Genomic DNA, 16,693 nt, shown 5'->3' on the forward strand with positions numbered 1-16,693 from the left:
ACCGCGAACTCCGAACCCGCCACCGCTCCAACAACCCAACCCCGCACATCCCGACCTCGAGGAGGGATCGCCGACGCAGTCGGCGGTTCGCGCCCGTCCCGCCGATCAGGCGCCGTGGCGTACGCGACGAAGGAGCAAGCAACGGTGCCTGATCGGCGGGACCGCCGGGGGCGCGAACTCGAGCGCGCCAGCGCTCCTACAACACAGCCTTCAGGATCAGGGTGGTGATGGCGGTGACAACGCCGAGCGCGACAGCGGCGCTGCCCCACACCAGACCCTGGCGCGCCCACGGGCGCCCGTGATCCAGCGAGAACCGTCCAGGCCCGGTGAACGCCAGCGTGATCGCGGGCACCGCGTACAGCAGAGCCAGTTCGTACCCGCCGCTGCCGAGCAGGCCGTCATCGAACGTGAGGTAGATGGCGTTGATCATCGTGCCGAGGATCACGGCCGCCGCCAGCGGGGTGCACAAGCCGAGCAGCAGGGCGAGTCCGCCGACGAATTCGGTGAGGCCGGCCAGGGTGCCGAACAGTTCGCCGGGGTTGTAGCCCATCTTGGTGAAACCGTCGATGGTCGCGTCCAAGCCGTTTCCACCGAACCACCCGAACAGTTTCTGGGCGCCGTGTGCGGCGAAGAGGCCGCCGAAGACGACGCGCAGTACGAGCAGGCCGATGTCGCTGCCCAGGACCTGATCGGCAGCGGTGGAGGTGGGATTGGAAGCGGTGGTGCGCGTAGCGGTGTCGGTCATCGTGTCCTCATCTGCGATTCGAAACTTGCCCATGACGAGCGAAGAGGCCGCCCCCTCGCGGAGCGGCCTCTTCGCCGGTGGTTCAGATCAAGCCGTCGTGGCCTAGCCGACCAGGGTCTCCCAAGACTCTTTCAAGCTTGGCTAGGCTTGCCTAAGTATAGACACAGCATCCGCGTGCGCCGCTACTCGACGAGGAAGAAGAAGTAGCCAAGGAACAGCACCATCAGCGCCCACATCACCGGGTGCACTTCCTTGGCGCGGCCCCTGGCCACCATCACGATCGGGTAGAAGATCATGCCCATGGCCAGACCGTTGGCGATCGAATAGGTCAGCGGCATCATGATCACGGTGATGAACGCGGGCACCGAGTACTCGAGCCGCTGCCAGTCGATGTCACCGAGGGCCCGAGACATCAGCACGCCGACCACGATGAGCGCGGGCGCGGTCACCTCGCTCGCCCCGGCGATCACCGAGAAGATCGGATAACAGAACATCGCGAGCAGGAACCAGCCCGCGGTCGTCACCGCGGTGATACCGGTCCGGCCACCCGCCGAGACGCCCGCCGTCGATTCCACATACGCGGTGGTGGTCGAGGTACCGATGATCGCCCCCGCCGTCGTGCCGACCGAGTCCGCGGCCAGCGCGCTGGCCGCGCGCGGCAGCGTGCCGTCCTTGTTGAGCAGACCAGCCTGGTTCGCCACCCCGATCAGCGTGCCGGAGGAGTCGAAGAAGTCGACGAACAACATCGTGAGCACGACGACGATCATCTGCCCGGTGAAGGCATCGGGCAGGTGGATGATGGCCTGACCGAAGGTCTGATCCAGCCCCTTCGGCATCTCGGCGATCCCATCGGGCACGCCGACCAGGCCGGTCACCATTCCGAGGATCGTGGTCGCGACGATGCCGTAGATCACCGCACCGTGCCAGCCCATCACCAAGAAGACCACGGTCAGCACGAGGCCGAACAACGCGAGCAGTGTGGTTCCCTCGGTGAAGTCACCGAGGGTGACCAGGGTGGCGTCGCTGCTCACGACGATGCCCGCGTTCTTCAAGCCGAGGAACGCGACGAACAACCCGATTCCCGCACCGACCGCGAACTTCATCTGGATCGGGATGGCGTTGAGAATCCGTTCCCGGATCTTCGTGACCGCGAGAACGAAGAAGATCACGCCCGAGAGCAAGGTGCCCGACAACGCCACCTGCCAGGGGATGCCCATGGTGAGCACCACGGTGAAGGCGAAGAACGCGTTCAAGCCCATGCCGGGAGCGAGCGCGATGGGATAGCGCGCCCAGATGCCCATGACCAGCGTGCCGAAGACCGCGGCCACCGCCGTCGCGGTGAACACCGCCTGCATCGGGATGCCCTGGTCACCCAACGGACCCTCGTCACCGAGGATCGACGGGTTCACCGCCAGCACATACGACATGGCCAGGAACGTGACCGTGCCCGCCATCGCCTCGCGCCGGAACGTGGACCCGCTCGACGTGACACCGAAGTATCCGTCGATGCGCCCTCGGGCGCGGGTGAGGACATCGCTGGCCATGACTCTCCAGTCCAGGGTTTCAGAGAAGAAGGATGCCCAGGAACGGTAGCGGAAAGTTCACTGAATCGAACAACCCGACTGTCGTGTCAGGCCGTCGTGGTCACGCGCCTGCGACGGACACCACACCCAGCTCGGCGTCACCGGCCAGCAGCGCGTTGTGGGGCAGCACACGCACCGTGTAGCCGACCGCGCCCGAGAGCGGGACCGGCGCCCGCACGGAGTACAGCTCGGCGCCGTCGTCACCGCCGGAGTGCGTCATCGCGATCGTGGTGGTGTCGGACAGGTCGTCGGTCGGCGAGACCCGGCCGAGCACCGCCTGCACGATCACGTCCGAGGGTGCGAGCCCGCCCAGTTCGATGCGCGCGTGCAGGGCCAGCTCGGCGCCGATCACCGGGGTGTCGGGCAGCCCCGAGCTGTCGACCTGGGCCACCCGCACCGACGGCCAGGCCGCGTCGACCCGGCGCCGGTACTCGGCGATGTGCCGCGCCCCCGCGAAGTCGTCACCGGCCACCTGCTCGAAGGCGGCGGCGGCCGGCCCGTAGTACTGCTCGGCGTAGTCACGGACCATGCGCGAGGCCAGCACCTTGGGGCTGGTGGTCTGCAAGGTGTGGCGCACCATCTCGGTCCAGCGGACCGGCACACCGGTGGCGTCCCGGTCGTAGAAGCGGGGCGCGACGGTGCGTTCGACCAGTTCGTACAGCGCCGAGGCCTCCAGGTCGTCGCGGCGCTGCTCGTCGCGCACGCCGTCGGCGGTGGGGATGGCCCAGCCGTTCTCCCCGTCGTACATCTCGTCCCACCAGCCGTCGCGGATGGACAGATTGAGCCCGCCGTTGAGTGCGGACTTCATTCCCGAGGTGCCGCACGCCTCGAGCGGGCGCAGCGGATTGTTCAGCCACACATCACAACCCCAGTACAGGTAGCGGGCCATCGACATGTCGTAGTCGGGCAGGAAGACGATGCGGTGGCGTACCTCGGGGTCGTCGGCGAAGCGCACGACCTGCTGGATGAGTGCCTTGCCGCCGTCGTCGGCGGGGTGGCTCTTGCCCGCGACCACCAGCTGCACCGGGCGCTTCGGGTCGAGCAGCAGCGCGCGCAGGCGTTCGGGGTCGCGCAGCATCAGGGTGAGGCGCTTGTAGGTCGGCACCCGGCGGGCGAAGCCGACGGTGAGCACGTCCGGGTCGAAGACGTCATCGATCCAGCTCAGTTCGGCCTCGGCGGCGCCGCGCTGGCGCCACGAGTCGCGCAGCCTGCGCCGTACCTCGTCGATCAGCACGCCGCGCAAGGTGTTTCGCGTCGACCACAGCTGTCCGAGGTCGACATCGCTGAGCTTCTCCCAGCCGCGCGCCTCCTCGACCAGTTCGGGGCCGACGAGTTCGCGGGCCTTGTCGATCCATTCGCGCGCGGCCCAGGTCGGCGCGTGCACTCCGTTGGTCACCGAGCCGATCGGCACCTCGGCCGCGTCGAAGCCGGGCCACAGCGCGGCGAACATCTCCCGGCTGACCTGACCGTGCAGTTCGGACACGCCGTTGGCGCGCTGCGCCATCCGCAAACCCATGTGCGCCATGTTGAACACCGAGGGGTCGGCCTCCCGGCCGAAGGCGAGAATCCGATCGACCGAGAGCCCCGGCAGCAGCGCGGATTCGGACTCACCGTGCGCGCCGCCGAAGTACCTGCGCACCAACGGCATCGGGAACCGGTCGATCCCGGCAGGTACCGGGGTGTGCGTGGTGAAGACGGTCCCGGCCCGTACCGCCGCGAGGGCAGTGTCGAAATCCAGTCCACCCGCGACGAATTCGCGAATGCGCTCGACGCCGAGGAATCCGGCGTGACCCTCGTTCATATGGAACACGTCGGGATCGGGCAGCCCGTTGGCGCGGGTGTAGGCGCGCACCGCGCGGACACCGCCGATCCCGGCCAGGATCTCCTGCTTGATCCGGTGATCCTGGTCGCCGCCGTAGAGCCGGTCGGTGACCGCGCGCAGTTCCGGATCGTTCTCGGCGATGTCGGAATCGAGCAGCAGCAACGGAATCCGACCGACCTGCGCGATCCACACCCTGGCCCGCAGCACCCGCCCCTCCGGCATGCCCACGTGGATCAGCACCGGTGACCCGTCACTGGTGAGCAGCCGCAGCGGCAGCCCCTGCGGGTCCAGCGCCGGGTAGTGCTCCATCTGCCAGCCGTCGGCCGACAGCGACTGCCGGAAGTACCCCGAGCGATACAGCAGCCCGACGCCGATCAGCGGCAGTCCGAGATCCGACGCCGCCTTGAGATGGTCACCGGCCAGGATGCCGAGGCCACCGGAGTAGTTGGGCAGCACCTCGGTGACGCCGAACTCCATGGAGAAGTAGGCGATGCCGGCGACCTGTGTGCCGGTCTGCTCCTGGAACCAGCGCGGGCGGGCGAGATAGTCGCGCAGTCCCGCGGCGGCCGCGTCCACGCGGGTGAGATACGCCGGATCGGCGGCGAGTTCGTCGAGCCGCTCGGCGGGCACCTCCCCCAGCATCCGCACGGGATCCTGACCGAGCGTGCGCCACCGCTGCGGGTCGAGTTCGGCGAACAGATCCTGCGTCGGGCCGTGCCACGACCAGCGCAGGTTCGTCGACAACTCGGCCAGCGCGGCGAGCCGCTCAGGCAGATGGGCCCGGACAGTGAACCGACGAAGTGCCTTCACCAACCGAACAGTACCGACTGTTCCGCGTCTCCGGGTATTCAGCGGGTCGCCCGGTGGCTCGACTGTGGACAGTCGATCTCGCGGTCCGAACGGCGGACCGGGAGGTGGCCGGGAAGCTACCCCGTCCCTGCGATCAGTGGGTTGCGGTGTGGTCCTGAGTGAACTGGGCCGCGAATTCCGGAGCGGGCGCGATTTCGGTGATCACGTCGATCAGGACGCCCGCCGGGTCGGCGACGATGAAGTGGCGCTGGCCGAAATCCTCGGTGCGGATGTCGAGTTGGGCGGACAGGCCACCGGTGACGACGAGGCGTTCCCATTCCGCGTCGACGTCGTCGACCTCGAAGTTGAGCAACAGGCCCTGGACGGGCTTGCCGTACCCGGCCGGGACGGTCGGGTGGGTGGGGTCGAGGAGGGCGAGTTCGTAGTCGGGCGCGCCGTCGGTACCCGGCCGTCGCAGGCTGATGTACCAGTCGGCCTCGAACGTGATCTCGAACCCGAACCAGCCCGTGTAGAAGTCGCGTGCCGCCGCGAGCTCGGTGGTGGCGAGAACCGGATAGAAGCTGCTCAGTCTCATGACATTCACCTTTCACATACCGTTGGTATGTGTCGTAGAGTAGCTCACATACCAACGGTAGGTCAATGGGAGGACAGTCGATGGCATCGACAGCGCGCGCACAACAGCGCGAGGAGACCCGGCGCACGCTGCTGCGCGAGAGCAGACGCCTGTTCGCCGCGAAAGGCTATGCCGCTGTTGGCCTCTCGGAGATCGTGACGGCCGCCGGCGTCACCAAGGGCGCCCTGTACCACCACTTCGAGAGCAAGGCCGAGCTGTTCCGCGCCGTCCTCACCCAGGTCCAAGGGGAGGTCGGCACCCAGGTCGCCACCGCCGCCGACGCCGAACCCGACCCCTGGACCCAGCTCACCACCGGCTGCGCCGCTTTCCTGCGCGCCTGCACCGACCCCCGAATCCAGCAGATCATGCTGATCGACGGCCCCTCGGTCCTCGGCTGGCACGAATGGCGAGCCATGGACGAGGCCAACTCCGCCCGTCACCTCGGCGAAGCCCTCCAAGCCCTGATCGACGCCGGCACCCTCCCCGCCCAACCGGTGGCCCCCCTCACCCAGCTCCTCTCCGGCGCCATGAACGAAGCCGCCCTCTGGCTGGCCACCACCCCCGACCCGAAGGCCCTCCCGGAAACCATCACCGCCCTGAACCGCCTGCTCACCGGCCTCCGAACCCCCTGAAACCGCCATGACCGCACTCCCGGCCCCGCACCCGCTACCCCGAGCGGCGGCGGCCACGACGCGGCCGGTTCGCGCGCGCCAGCGCGCCAACCATGCAGTACGTTTGTGCGGTGACCGGCCGGATAGCCATCGATGACATCGCCCCGTCCATCCCCGGCGGCCGCCCGGCCAAGGCCGCCGTCGGCGAGGTCTTCCCCGTCCGCGCCGTCGTCTGGCGCGAGGGCCACGACGCGGTGGCCGCCACCCTGGCCGTGCGCGCGCCGGGCTCGTCCAGGATCACCCGCATCCGGATGACCCCCGACTACGAACCCGACGTCTTCAACGCCGTGTTCACCCCGCACACCCCGGGCGTCTGGACCTTTCGGATCGAAGGCTGGAGCGACCCGATCGCGACGTGGCGTTCGGCGGTGGAGGCGAAGCTGTCCGTCGGCCAGACCGCCGCCGACCTGGCCAACGACCTGGAGATCGGCGCCACCCTCTTCGAGCGTGCGGCCCAAGCGGTCCCCAAGAAGCAGTTCGAACGACTCCGCGCCGCCGCCACCGCGCTGCGCGCCGACGATCACCTCCCGGCCAGAGTCGCGCCCGCGTTCAGCGCGGAGGTCGCCGAGATCCTCCGCGTGACCCCGCTGCGCGAGATGGTCACCCGCGGCACCCAGTTCTCGGCGCTGGCGGAACGCCGCCGCGCGCTGGTCGGTTCCTGGTACGAGTTCTTCCCCCGCTCCACCGGCGGTCGTGATGCCGACGGCGCCCCGGTCCACGGCACCTTCGCGACCGCGGCCCGCGAGCTGCCCCGCATCGCGGGCATGGGTTTCGACGTGGTGTATCTGCCGCCGATCCACCCGGTCGGCGAGGTCAATCGCAAGGGCCGCAACAACACTCTGACCACCGAGCCGGGTGATGTCGGCTCGCCGTGGGCGATCGGCTCGGCCGAGGGCGGCCACGACGCCGTCCACCCGCTGCTGGGCACCGAGCGTGACTTCGCCGAATTCGTCGCCACGGCAACCGAACTCGGCCTCGAGGTAGCCCTCGACCTGGCCCTGCAGTGCGCCCCGGACCATCCGTGGGTCGCCGCCCACCCGGAATGGTTCACCACCCTCCCCGACGGCACGATCGCCTTCGCGGAGAACCCGCCGAAGAAGTACCAGGACATCTACCCGGTCAACTTCGACAACGACCCCGACGGCCTCTACGCCGAGGTCCTGCGCGTCGTCCGGCATTGGATCTCCTTGGGCGTCACCATCTTCCGCGTCGACAACCCGCACACCAAACCCGCCGACTTCTGGGAATGGCTGATCACCCAGCTGCGCCGCACCGATCCCGACGTGATCTTCCTGTCCGAGGCGTTCACCCGCCCCGCCCGGCTCTACGGTCTGGCCCGGCGCGGCTTCAGCCAGTCGTACACGTATTTCACCTGGCGCGTGCACAAGTGGGAGCTCACCGAGTTCGGCTACGAGCTGGCGGCCAAGGCCGACGAGGCCAGGCCCAACCTGTTCGTGAACACCCCCGACATCCTGCACGAGAGCCTGCAGCACGGCGGCCCCGGCATGTTCGCCATCCGCGCCGCGCTCGCCGCGACACTCGCGCCCACCTGGGGCGTGTACTCCGGCTTCGAACTGTTCGAGCACGAGGCGGTCCGCCCGGGCAGCGAGGAGTACCTCGACTCGGAGAAGTACGAACTGCGCCCCCGCGATTTCGCGGGCGCACTGGCCCGCGGCGAATCGCTGGAACCGTGGCTGACCAGACTGAACGAGATCCGGCGCAATCATCCCGCGCTACAACAGCTGCGCTGCATCCACTTCCACCACGTCGACAACGACGCGCTGATCGCCTACTCCAAATTCGACCCGGTCAGCGGCGACGCGGTCCTGGTGATCATCAACCTGAACCCGTATGCCGCCGAGCAGGGCCACATCTCGCTCGACCTGCCCGCCATCGGCCGGGAATGGCACGACCACCCGGTGGTGTTCGACGAGGTCAGCGGCGAGGAATACCACTGGGCGCAGCACAATTTCCTCCGCCTGGACCCAGCCCGCGCGGTCGCGCACATCCTCGCGCTGCCCGCGATCCCCGCCGCCGCCCGCGCCCCACTGGCCTACCGCAGGACGCTGCGATGAAGCGGCGCGACCTGCTGCTGCTGGCGGCGGGCACCCACCCCGACCCGCACACCGTCCTCGGCGCGCACCCCCACAACGACGGCACCGCAGTGCGCGTACTACGCCCGCACGCCGACGCGGTGTCGGTGCTGGTCGGCGACGCCGAGCATCCGCTGAAATCGCTGGGCCACGGCGTCTTCGCCGCGACCCTGCCGTATCCACAGATCGACGACTACCGCGTGCGCACCGCGTACCCCGGCGCCCCCACCGCGATCGCCGCCGACGGCTACCGCTTCCTGCCGACCGTCGGCGAGTTCGACCTGCACCTCATCGGCGAGGGCCGCCACACCCGGCTGTGGGAAGTGCTCGGCGCCCATCCACGCCACTACACCACCCTCGACGGCGATGTCGACGGCACCTCGTTCGCGGTGTGGGCCCCGAATGCCCGCGGTGTCACCGTCTTCGGCGATTTCGATCGCTGGGGCGGCGCCTCCACCCCGATGCGCGCCCTCGGCACCTCCGGGGTGTGGGAGGTGTTCGTGCCGGGAGTGGGGCCGGGCACGCGCTACAAGTACCGGATCCACGGTGCGGACGGTCGTGTCGTCGACCATGCCGATCCGCTGGCCTTCACCGCCGAGGTGCCGCCAGCCACCGCGTCGGTGGTGGCGCGCGCCGATCACGTGTGGACCGACGGCAACTGGCTCGACCGCCGGGCCCGCACCGATGCCACCCGCTCCCCCATGAGCATCTACGAGGTGCACCTCGCGTCGTGGCGACCCGGCCTCGGGTATCGCGACATGGCCGAGCAGCTGGCCGACTACGTGCGCGCGATGGGCTTCACCCATGTGGAGTTGCTGCCGGTCGCCGAGCATCCATTCGGCGGCTCCTGGGGCTACCAGGTCACCTCCTATTACGCGCCGACCTCCCGATTCGGCTCGCCCGACGACTTCCGCCACTTCGTCGACCACCTGCACAGCGCCGGGATCGGGGTCCTGCTGGACTGGGTCCCCGCGCACTTCCCGCGGGACGAGTGGGCCTTGGCCCGCTTCGACGGCACTGCGCTCTACGAGCACCCCGACCCGCGCCGCGGCGAGCAACTCGACTGGGGCACCTACGTTTTCGACTTCGGGCGCAACGAGGTGCGCAACTTCCTGGTCGCCAACGCGGCGTTCTGGATCGAGGAGTTCCACATCGACGGCCTGCGCGTAGACGCGGTGGCTTCCATGCTGTACCTGGACTATTCGCGCCCCGACGGCAGTTGGGAACCCAACATCTACGGCGGCAGAGAGAATCTGGAAGCCGTCGACTTCCTGCAGGAACTCAACGACACCGTGCACCGCGCGCACCCCGGTGTCGTCACCATCGCCGAGGAGTCCACCACCTGGCCCGGCGTGACCCGGGGCACCGATGTCGGCGGACTGGGTTTCACCATGAAGTGGAACATGGGCTGGATGCACGACACCCTCGGCTACCTGGGCCGCGACCCGATCCACCGCTCCTGGCACCACAACGAGATGACCTTCTCCCTGGTCTACGCCTGGAGCGAGAACTACGTGCTGCCGATCAGCCACGACGAGGTGGTGCACGGCAAAGGCACCCTGTGGACCCGCATGCCCGGCGACGACTTCGCCAAGGCGAGCGGCGTGCGCGCCCTGCTGGCCTACATGTGGTCCCACCCCGGCAAGCAACTGCTGTTCATGGGCCAGGAGTTCGGCCAGTTCCGTGAGTGGGACAACGACCGCGGCCTGGACTGGCACGAGCTGGAAAACCCCCTGCACCAAGGCATCTCGACCATGGTCGCCGACCTCAACCACACCTACGCCGCCCATCCGTCCCTGTGGAGTCAGGACACCACCCCCGGCGGCCACTCCTGGATCGAGGCCGACGACAGCACCGCCAACGTCTTCGCCTTCCTCCGCTGGTCCACCGACGGGTCGGCCGTGGCCTGCGTCTTCAACTTCTCCGGTTCGACCCGCGAGAACTACCGCATCGGCCTGCCCCACCCCGGTACCTGGCGCGAGATCCTCAACACCGACGCGACCACCTACGGCGGCTCCGGCATCGGCAACCTCGGCGCCGTCACCGCCGAGGAAACCCCCTGGCACGGCCACCCGGCCTCGGCGACAGTCACCCTCGCCGCCCACAGCGCCCTGTGGCTGACGCAGCCCTACACCTAGCGCAGCACGCTCCGGTACACCTCGACCGTGCGCTCGGCGATCCGCGCCCAGTCGAACTCCGCGATCGCGCGCGCCCGCCCGGCCTCGCCGTAGCGAACAGCCACGGCCGGATCGCTGGCCACCGCGTTCACCGCGGCGGCCAGCTCGCGTTCGTACTCCCCCGTCGTGCTCGGGTCGTAGTGCACCAGCCGGCCGGTGACCCCGTCATCGACCACCTCGGGAATCCCGCCCACATCGGAGGCGACGACCGCGGTCGCACACGCCATCGCCTCCAGATTGACGATACCGAGTGGCTCATAGACCGAGGGGCACACGAAAACCGCCGAGGCGGCCAGGATCTGGCGTACCTGCTCGGTGGGCAGCATCTCCTTGACCCAGAACACGTTCCCGCGCTGCCGCTGCAGCCCGTCGACGGCGGCGGCCACCTCGCGTTCGAGTTCCTTGGTGTCGGCCGCCCCGGCGCACAACACCAGCTGGATGCCGGGGTCGAAACCGGCTGCGGCGGCGAGCAGGTGCCCGACGCCCTTCTGCCGAGTGATCCGCCCGACGAACGAGACGATCGGCCGGTCGGCACGCACCCCGAGCCGCTCCAGCACCGGCCGCTCGTCCCCGACGGGCGGGCCGGGGTGCCAGACCGCCGCGTCGATACCGTTGTGCACCACGTGGACCCGATCCGCGTCGATCGCCGGGTAGGCGTCGAGCACGTCGTGGCGCATGCCCTCACTCACCGCGATGACGGCATCGGCATGCTCCATCGCCGTGCGTTCCGACCACGACGAGAGCCGATACCCGCCACCGAGCTGCTCGGCCTTCCACGGCCGCCGCGGTTCCAGCGAATGCGCCGTGAGCACATGCGGAATCCCGTACAGCGCCGCCGCGAGATGCCCGGCCAGACCCGCGTACCAGGTGTGCGAGTGCACCACCTCCACCCCACCCGCCGCATCCGCCATCCGCAACTGCGCCGACATCATCTGCAGCGCGGCATTGGCGGCATAGAGCTCGGGATCGGGCCGATGCACCACGGCACCGTTGCGCGGTGCCCCCATACAGTGCACCGTCACCTCGCACAGCGCCCGCAGCCGAGCCGTGAGTTCGGTGACATGCACCCCCGCACCGCCGTACACCTCGGGCGGATACTCCCGGGTCAGCATGGCGACCCGCAGCGGATCCACCCGCGCCTCGCCGCCATCAGTGCCATAACTCACTGGTCCAAATTAGACCCTCGGGTCGGCATGGGCCACCGTAGTCCCGCCGGACCTGTACTTTGAGCATGTGAGGAGCCAGCCGCACGTACTCGGGATCGTGCTCGCCGGTGGCGAGGGCAAACGACTGTTTCCGCTCACGGCAGACCGCGCCAAGCCGGCGGTCCCGTTCGGTGGCGCCTACCGACTGATCGATTTCGTACTCAGCAACCTCGTGAACGCGGGCTATCTCCGGCTGTGCGTGCTCACCCAGTACAAATCGCACTCGCTGGATCGCCACATCTCGCAGACCTGGCGGCTGTCCGGATTCACCGGGGAGTACATCACCCCGGTGCCCGCCCAGCAGCGGCTCGGGCCGCGCTGGTACACCGGCAGCGCCGACGCGATCATGCAGTCGCTCAACCTGATCTATGACGAGGACCCGGACTACATCGTGGTCTTCGGCGCCGACCACGTGTACCGGATGGACCCGGAGCAGATGGTCGCCAGCCACATCGCCTCCGGTGCGGGCGTCACCGTGGCCGGGATCCGGGTGCCGCGCAGCGAGGCCAGGGCCTTCGGCTGCATCGACTCCGACGAGTCCGGCCGGATCACCCAGTTCCTGGAGAAGCCCGCCCATCCCCCCGGAACCCCCGACGATCCGAACGTGACGTTCGCGTCGATGGGCAACTACGTGTTCACCACCCGCGTGCTCGTCGACGCGATCCGGGCCGACGCCGAGAACTCCGACTCCGATCACGACATGGGTGGCGACATCATCCCGGCGCTGGTCGCGTCGGGCCAGGCCGCGGTCTACGACTTCGCCGACAACGAGGTGCCCGGCGCCACCGAACGCGACCGCGGCTACTGGCGCGATGTCGGCACCATCGACGCCTTCTACGAGGCGCACATGGACCTGGTCTCGGTACACCCGGTGTTCAACCTCTACAACAAGCACTGGCCGATCCGTGGCGCGGCCGAGAACCTGCCGCCCGCCAAGTTCGCCCAGGGCGGGCTCGCGCAGGAATCCATCGTCGGCGCGGGCTCGATCCTGTCCGCGGCCACCGTGCGCAACTCGGTGCTCAGCTCGAACGTGGTGATCGACGACGGCGCCACCGTCGAGGGCAGTGTGCTCATGCCGGGTGTTCGCATCGGGCGCGGCGCGGTGGTGCGTCACGCCATCCTGGACAAGAACGTGGTGGTCGGCGAACGCGAGATCATCGGCGTCGACCTGGAACGCGACCGCGAGCGTTTCGCGGTCAGCAACGGCGGCGTGGTCACCGTGGGCAAGGGCATCTGGGTGAGCTGAGGTGTTGGCGGCCGGCGAAACCGTCAACCGCGCGAGGCGCAGAGCAGGCCGTCACCGATCGGGATCAGCACGCTGGTGAGTTCGGGGTTCTCCGCGATCGCGCGGGTGGCGGCGCGGACCGCCTGGGTGGCCGGATCACGTTGGGCCTGGTCCGGCACGCGCCCGCCGAGCAGCGCGTTGTTGAGGATGAACGCACCGCCCTCGCGCAGCAGCCGCACGCCCTGCTCGACGTAGTGCGGGTGTTCCATCGGGGCGGCGTCGATGAAGACCAGGTCGTAGGCGCCGTCGGCCAGGCGGGGTAGGACGTCCAGGGCGCGACCGTTGATCAACCGGGTCCGCGCGGGAGCGATCTCGGCGGTGCGGAAGGCCTCCCTGGCCGCGCGCTGATGCTCGGGTTCGGAATCGATCGTGGTGAGCGTGCCGTCCTCGCGCATGCCGTCGAGCAGCCACAACCCGCTGATGCCCGCTCCGGTGCCCACTTCGACGACCGCGCGGGCGCCGAGCATCTGCGCGTACATGCTCAGCAGCGCGCCGACCGAGGCCGGGACGGGCGCGGCGCCCAACTCGGTGGCCCGCTCGCGCGCGTCGAGGAGGACTTCGTCCTCGACGACGGACTCCTCCACATAGGCCAGGTTCCGCTCCACGTTCGATGCCACAGCTATGAGGCTAAGCCACCGACCCCTCCCGTGTATTCAGCGAAGGCGCTGATCGGGGCAAGTGTCGTACTCCGTCCGAAAAATTGCCCGAAGTTTGCGGATCGGTCACAACCCATCCCGAACTGCTGCTTTTCCCCAGTTGGCGGGTTTAGGCTCGAGGACGGCCAGGATTCTCAGGTCCCCCTCAGGGTCTCCACACCTGACCCATACCAGGGCAGGAAATAGTTGCCCTATCAAGGCCAGCCGATCGCGGCGGGCACGAGGCACGGGAACAACCGCACACAGTTGCTGGTTGATTCCGACAGCAAGGTTCGCTGACCCGGACCGGCAGGTTTCGTGCCAGCGGTCCCGAGTAGGAGGTGTCCCATTCCGATGGTAGACACGGCGCGTCCCAACGCTCCACTGCCCGATCACACTCTCCCCGCCGATCTCGACGCCGACCAGCTCGACGAACTCTCCGGCACCGCGGCCTTCGACGCCACCGGCGACCGCGCGGTCATGCCCTCCTGGGACGAACTGGTCCGTGAACACGCCGACCGGGTGTACCGGCTGGCCTATCGCCTCTCCGGCGACGCGCAGGACGCCGAGGACCTGACCCAGGACACCTTCATCCGGGTGTTCCGCTCGCTGCAGAACTACCAACCCGGCACCTTCGAGGGCTGGCTGCACCGCATCACCACCAATCTGTTCCTCGACATGGTCCGCCGCCGCAACCGCATCCGGATGGAAGCGCTGCCCGAGGACTACGACCGTGTTCCCGCCGAGGGGCCCACACCCGAGGACGCCTACCACGACGCGCGCCTCGACCCCGACCTGCAGAAAGCACTCGACGCGCTGGCGCCGGAGTTCCGCGCCGCGGTGGTCCTGTGCGACATCGAGGGCCTGTCCTACGAGGAGATCGGCGCGACGCTGGGCGTGAAGCTCGGCACCGTGCGCAGCCGGATCCATCGCGGGCGCCAGGCACTGCGCGAGTACCTTGCGCATAATGGAAGTGAGCAGCGGTACTCCGCTGACGCCTACGCAGGGTGACGCCGGGTTCCGGCATCATCAGGCTTCTCGGTTGATGTCGGTCGGAAGGAAGAACTCCGCATGAGCGAGCGCAGCGAGCGGCAGACGAACACGGCCGTGCCCACGGTCGTGCCGGAACCGAGCGTCGAGGTGCGGGCATGAGTGTGGACCACAGCGCCTCGGGTCGTACCCCCCGCTTTCAGCCCACCGAGCACCTGGCCAGCGAGGCGATCGCAGCCTATGTCGACGGTGAGCTGCGCATGAACGCGTATCTGCGTGCCGCCCAGCACATCTCGGCCTGCCCCGAGTGCGCGGCCGAGGTCGACGCCCAGCAGCAGGCGCGCATCGCGCTGCGCCGGGCCACCGAGATCGACGTGCCGCGCAGCCTGCACGACAGCCTCACCCGCATTCCGCTGGCCGAGCTCCCCGGCGCCGAACCGCCGCGCCGGAACGAGGCATTTCTCGGTTTCCTCACCGATTCCTTCACCGCGACCCGGTGGACAACCTGGCGGCGCAAGTAGAGTCACGGACGTGACAGGCGAATCGACGAATTCCGGATCGGCCGAGCACTCGGATTCGGGGGACAACCGAGGCAATCTGCGGCCCTCCGACGCGCCGACCCTCGGCCCGCGCCCGGTGTACCGGCCCCACATCGACAGCCATACCGCGCGCGCGTTCCGTCGCCCGAACGGCCAGTCCGGTTCGTTCGGTCCGCACGACCCACAGCGGCCGGGCGCCACGCCCGCCGACCAGGCGAGCACCCAGCGCCCGCCCGACGGCGTGCTGGCCGAGGCCTTCGCCCGGCCCGACGGCTCCGACGAGCTGCTGCAGCGCGAACCCGACGCCGACCAGTCGCGTACCGCCGTCGCGGGTCCGGTCGACCCGTGGCGCGATCCGGACGCCGCAGCCCGGCTCGGTGCCCCCGCGGTGAAGACCACGCCCGACGAGCGCCTGCCCGTCGCTCCCCAGCTGACCGCGCGCGAGGTGCTGTTCGGTTCCCGGGTCGCGCCCAAGGCGCTCGCCCTGCTGGCCGTGCTCGCGCTCGCGATCGCTCTCGTCGGCGGACTGGTCGGGCGGATCACCGCCGAGACCGCCTCCACGCTCACCTCGCGCAAGGTGACCCTGGACCAGAGCTCGGGCATCGAGACCCCGCACAGCCCGATCGCCGCCGTCGCCGACGCGGTGCTGCCCTCGGTCGTGTCGATCCGGGCCACCGCGGGCGACAACGGAGCGACCGGTTCCGGCGTAGTGGTCGACGGCGCAGGTTACATCGTCACCAACAACCACGTGATCTCGATAGCCGCGACCGACAAGTCCGGCCGGTCCGCCATCCAGGTGCAGTTCTCCGACGGCACCCGGGTGCCCGCCCAGATCGTCGGCCGTGATCCCAAGACCGACCTCGCGGTGCTCAAGGTCGAGGCCAAGAACCTCACCGTGGCCGATCTGGGCCGCTCCGACGACGTGCAGGTCGGCGACGAGGTGCTGGCGATCGGTTCGCCGCTCGAGCTGAGCAAGACCGTCACCTCCGGAATCGTCAGCGCACTACACCGCCCTGTCAAGCTGGGTGGGGAGGGCACCGACACCAAGGCCGTCATCGATGCCGTGCAGACCGATGCCGCGATCAATCCCGGCAATTCCGGTGGCGCCCTGGTGGATATGGAAGGCCGGGTGATCGGCATCAACACCGCCATTCGCACCGATGGCGGCGGCTCGATCGGCCTCGGCTTCGCCATCCCGGTCGACGTGATGCAGAACGTCGCCCAGACGCTGATCCGCGACGGCCAGATGCACCACGCCACCATGCGCCTGTCCGTCCGCACCACAACGGTGGCCAACGACGTGATGAGCGGCGCCGAGGTGGCCGATCTCACCCCCGGCGGTCCGGCCGCCCGCGCCGGCATCGGCGAGGGCGACGTGATCGTCCGGGTCGGCGACCGCGAGGTGACCAGCGCCGACGAGTTCACCGTGGCCGAGCAGCTGCAGGAGATCGGTGAGACGGTGAACGTGCGGTTGATCCGTGATGGCAGGCAGGTAGACGTGCCGGTCACCCTCGAATCCGACTGA

Annotated in this window: 13 protein-coding genes; 7 read left to right on the forward strand and 6 right to left on the reverse strand. The window is 69.0% G+C overall.

Translation table 11 applies throughout. From position 1 onward, the window contains the following. Positions 1-196 precede the first annotated feature (196 nt). The 4 genes from BOX37_RS25760 to BOX37_RS25775 form a co-directional block, all read right to left on the reverse strand. Entirely contained in the window at positions 197-745 is a 549-nt protein-coding gene (locus tag BOX37_RS25760; RefSeq protein ID WP_071929885.1) for a DoxX family protein, read from the reverse strand. Positions 746-927: 182 nt separating this feature from the next. Continuing rightward, on the reverse strand, positions 928-2,289 hold the full coding sequence (locus BOX37_RS25765; protein WP_071929886.1) for an NCS2 family permease: 1,362 nt from the start codon (positions 2,287-2,289) through the stop codon (positions 928-930). 100 nt (positions 2,290-2,389) lie between these two features. Further along, positions 2,390-4,960 (reverse strand): alpha-glucan family phosphorylase, encoded by a 2,571-nt coding sequence (gene glgP, locus BOX37_RS25770; RefSeq protein WP_071929887.1) that lies wholly within the window; start codon positions 4,958-4,960, stop codon positions 2,390-2,392. 133 nt (positions 4,961-5,093) lie between these two features. Next, positions 5,094-5,534, reverse strand: a complete 441-nt coding sequence (locus tag BOX37_RS25775; RefSeq protein WP_071929888.1) for a VOC family protein — start codon at positions 5,532-5,534, stop codon at positions 5,094-5,096. Between the two features lie 80 nt (positions 5,535-5,614). Here BOX37_RS25775 and BOX37_RS25780 point away from each other — a divergent pair, with 80 nt between their 5' ends. The 3 genes from BOX37_RS25780 (at position 5,615) to glgB (ending at position 10,475) form a co-directional block, all read left to right on the forward strand. Next, positions 5,615-6,205, forward strand: a complete 591-nt coding sequence (locus BOX37_RS25780; RefSeq protein WP_071929889.1) for a TetR/AcrR family transcriptional regulator — start codon at positions 5,615-5,617, stop codon at positions 6,203-6,205. Between the two features lie 110 nt (positions 6,206-6,315). Next, on the forward strand, positions 6,316-8,319 hold the full coding sequence (locus BOX37_RS25785; RefSeq protein WP_071929890.1) for a maltotransferase domain-containing protein: 2,004 nt from the start codon (positions 6,316-6,318) through the stop codon (positions 8,317-8,319). Then, positions 8,316-10,475, forward strand: a complete 2,160-nt coding sequence (gene glgB, locus BOX37_RS25790) for a 1,4-alpha-glucan branching protein GlgB (RefSeq protein WP_071929891.1) — start codon at positions 8,316-8,318, stop codon at positions 10,473-10,475. Before BOX37_RS25785 ends, glgB begins: the two co-directional genes overlap by 4 nt. Here the strand turns inward: glgB and glgA are convergent. Beyond that, positions 10,472-11,638, reverse strand: a complete 1,167-nt coding sequence (gene glgA / locus BOX37_RS25795; RefSeq protein ID WP_071931885.1) for a glycogen synthase — start codon at positions 11,636-11,638, stop codon at positions 10,472-10,474. The two genes, glgB and glgA, sit on opposite strands and share 4 nt — an antisense overlap. A 109-nt stretch (positions 11,639-11,747) precedes the next feature. On the opposite strand from glgA, the gene glgC reads away from it, so the two are divergent. Beyond that, positions 11,748-12,965, forward strand: a complete 1,218-nt coding sequence (glgC, locus tag BOX37_RS25800) for a glucose-1-phosphate adenylyltransferase (protein WP_071929892.1) — start codon at positions 11,748-11,750, stop codon at positions 12,963-12,965. Between the two features lie 23 nt (positions 12,966-12,988). Here the strand turns inward: glgC and BOX37_RS25805 are convergent, their stop codons facing one another. Continuing rightward, a complete protein-coding gene (locus tag BOX37_RS25805; RefSeq protein WP_420811566.1) occupies positions 12,989-13,621 on the reverse strand; it encodes an O-methyltransferase in 633 nt (210 codons plus the stop codon). A gap of 372 nt (positions 13,622-13,993) precedes the next feature. Between BOX37_RS25805 and sigE the strand changes: the two genes are divergently transcribed. The 3 genes from sigE (at position 13,994) to BOX37_RS25820 (ending at position 16,693) form a co-directional block, all read left to right on the forward strand. Continuing rightward, positions 13,994-14,650: an RNA polymerase sigma factor SigE gene (sigE, locus tag BOX37_RS25810; RefSeq protein WP_071929894.1), complete on the forward strand. Its 657-nt coding sequence runs from the start codon at positions 13,994-13,996 to the stop codon at positions 14,648-14,650. A 137-nt stretch (positions 14,651-14,787) separates the two neighbouring features. Then, positions 14,788-15,150 (forward strand): hypothetical protein, encoded by a 363-nt coding sequence (locus BOX37_RS25815; RefSeq protein ID WP_071929895.1) that lies wholly within the window; start codon positions 14,788-14,790, stop codon positions 15,148-15,150. A 10-nt stretch (positions 15,151-15,160) separates the two neighbouring features. Further along, entirely contained in the window at positions 15,161-16,693 is a 1,533-nt protein-coding gene (locus BOX37_RS25820) for a S1C family serine protease (protein ID WP_071929896.1), read from the forward strand.

The organism is Nocardia mangyaensis, from assembly GCF_001886715.1.
GTDB lineage: Bacteria > Actinomycetota > Actinomycetes > Mycobacteriales > Mycobacteriaceae > Nocardia > Nocardia mangyaensis.

Excerpts from the sequence above, each read along its gene's own strand:
- BOX37_RS25760 (WP_071929885.1), bottom strand. The coding sequence starts at position 745 with ATGACCGACACCGCTACGCGCACCACCGCTTCCAATCCCACCTCCACC.
- BOX37_RS25775 (WP_071929888.1), bottom strand. The coding sequence starts at position 5,534 with ATGAGACTGAGCAGCTTCTATCCGGTTCTCGCCACCACCGAGCTCGCG.
- sigE (WP_071929894.1), top strand. The coding sequence starts at position 13,994 with ATGGTAGACACGGCGCGTCCCAACGCTCCACTGCCCGATCACACTCTC.
- BOX37_RS25780 (WP_071929889.1), top strand. The coding sequence starts at position 5,615 with ATGGCATCGACAGCGCGCGCACAACAGCGCGAGGAGACCCGGCGCACG.
- glgB (WP_071929891.1), top strand. The coding sequence starts at position 8,316 with ATGAAGCGGCGCGACCTGCTGCTGCTGGCGGCGGGCACCCACCCCGAC.
- BOX37_RS25765 (WP_071929886.1), bottom strand. The coding sequence starts at position 2,289 with ATGGCCAGCGATGTCCTCACCCGCGCCCGAGGGCGCATCGACGGATAC.
- BOX37_RS25815 (WP_071929895.1), top strand. The coding sequence starts at position 14,788 with ATGAGTGTGGACCACAGCGCCTCGGGTCGTACCCCCCGCTTTCAGCCC.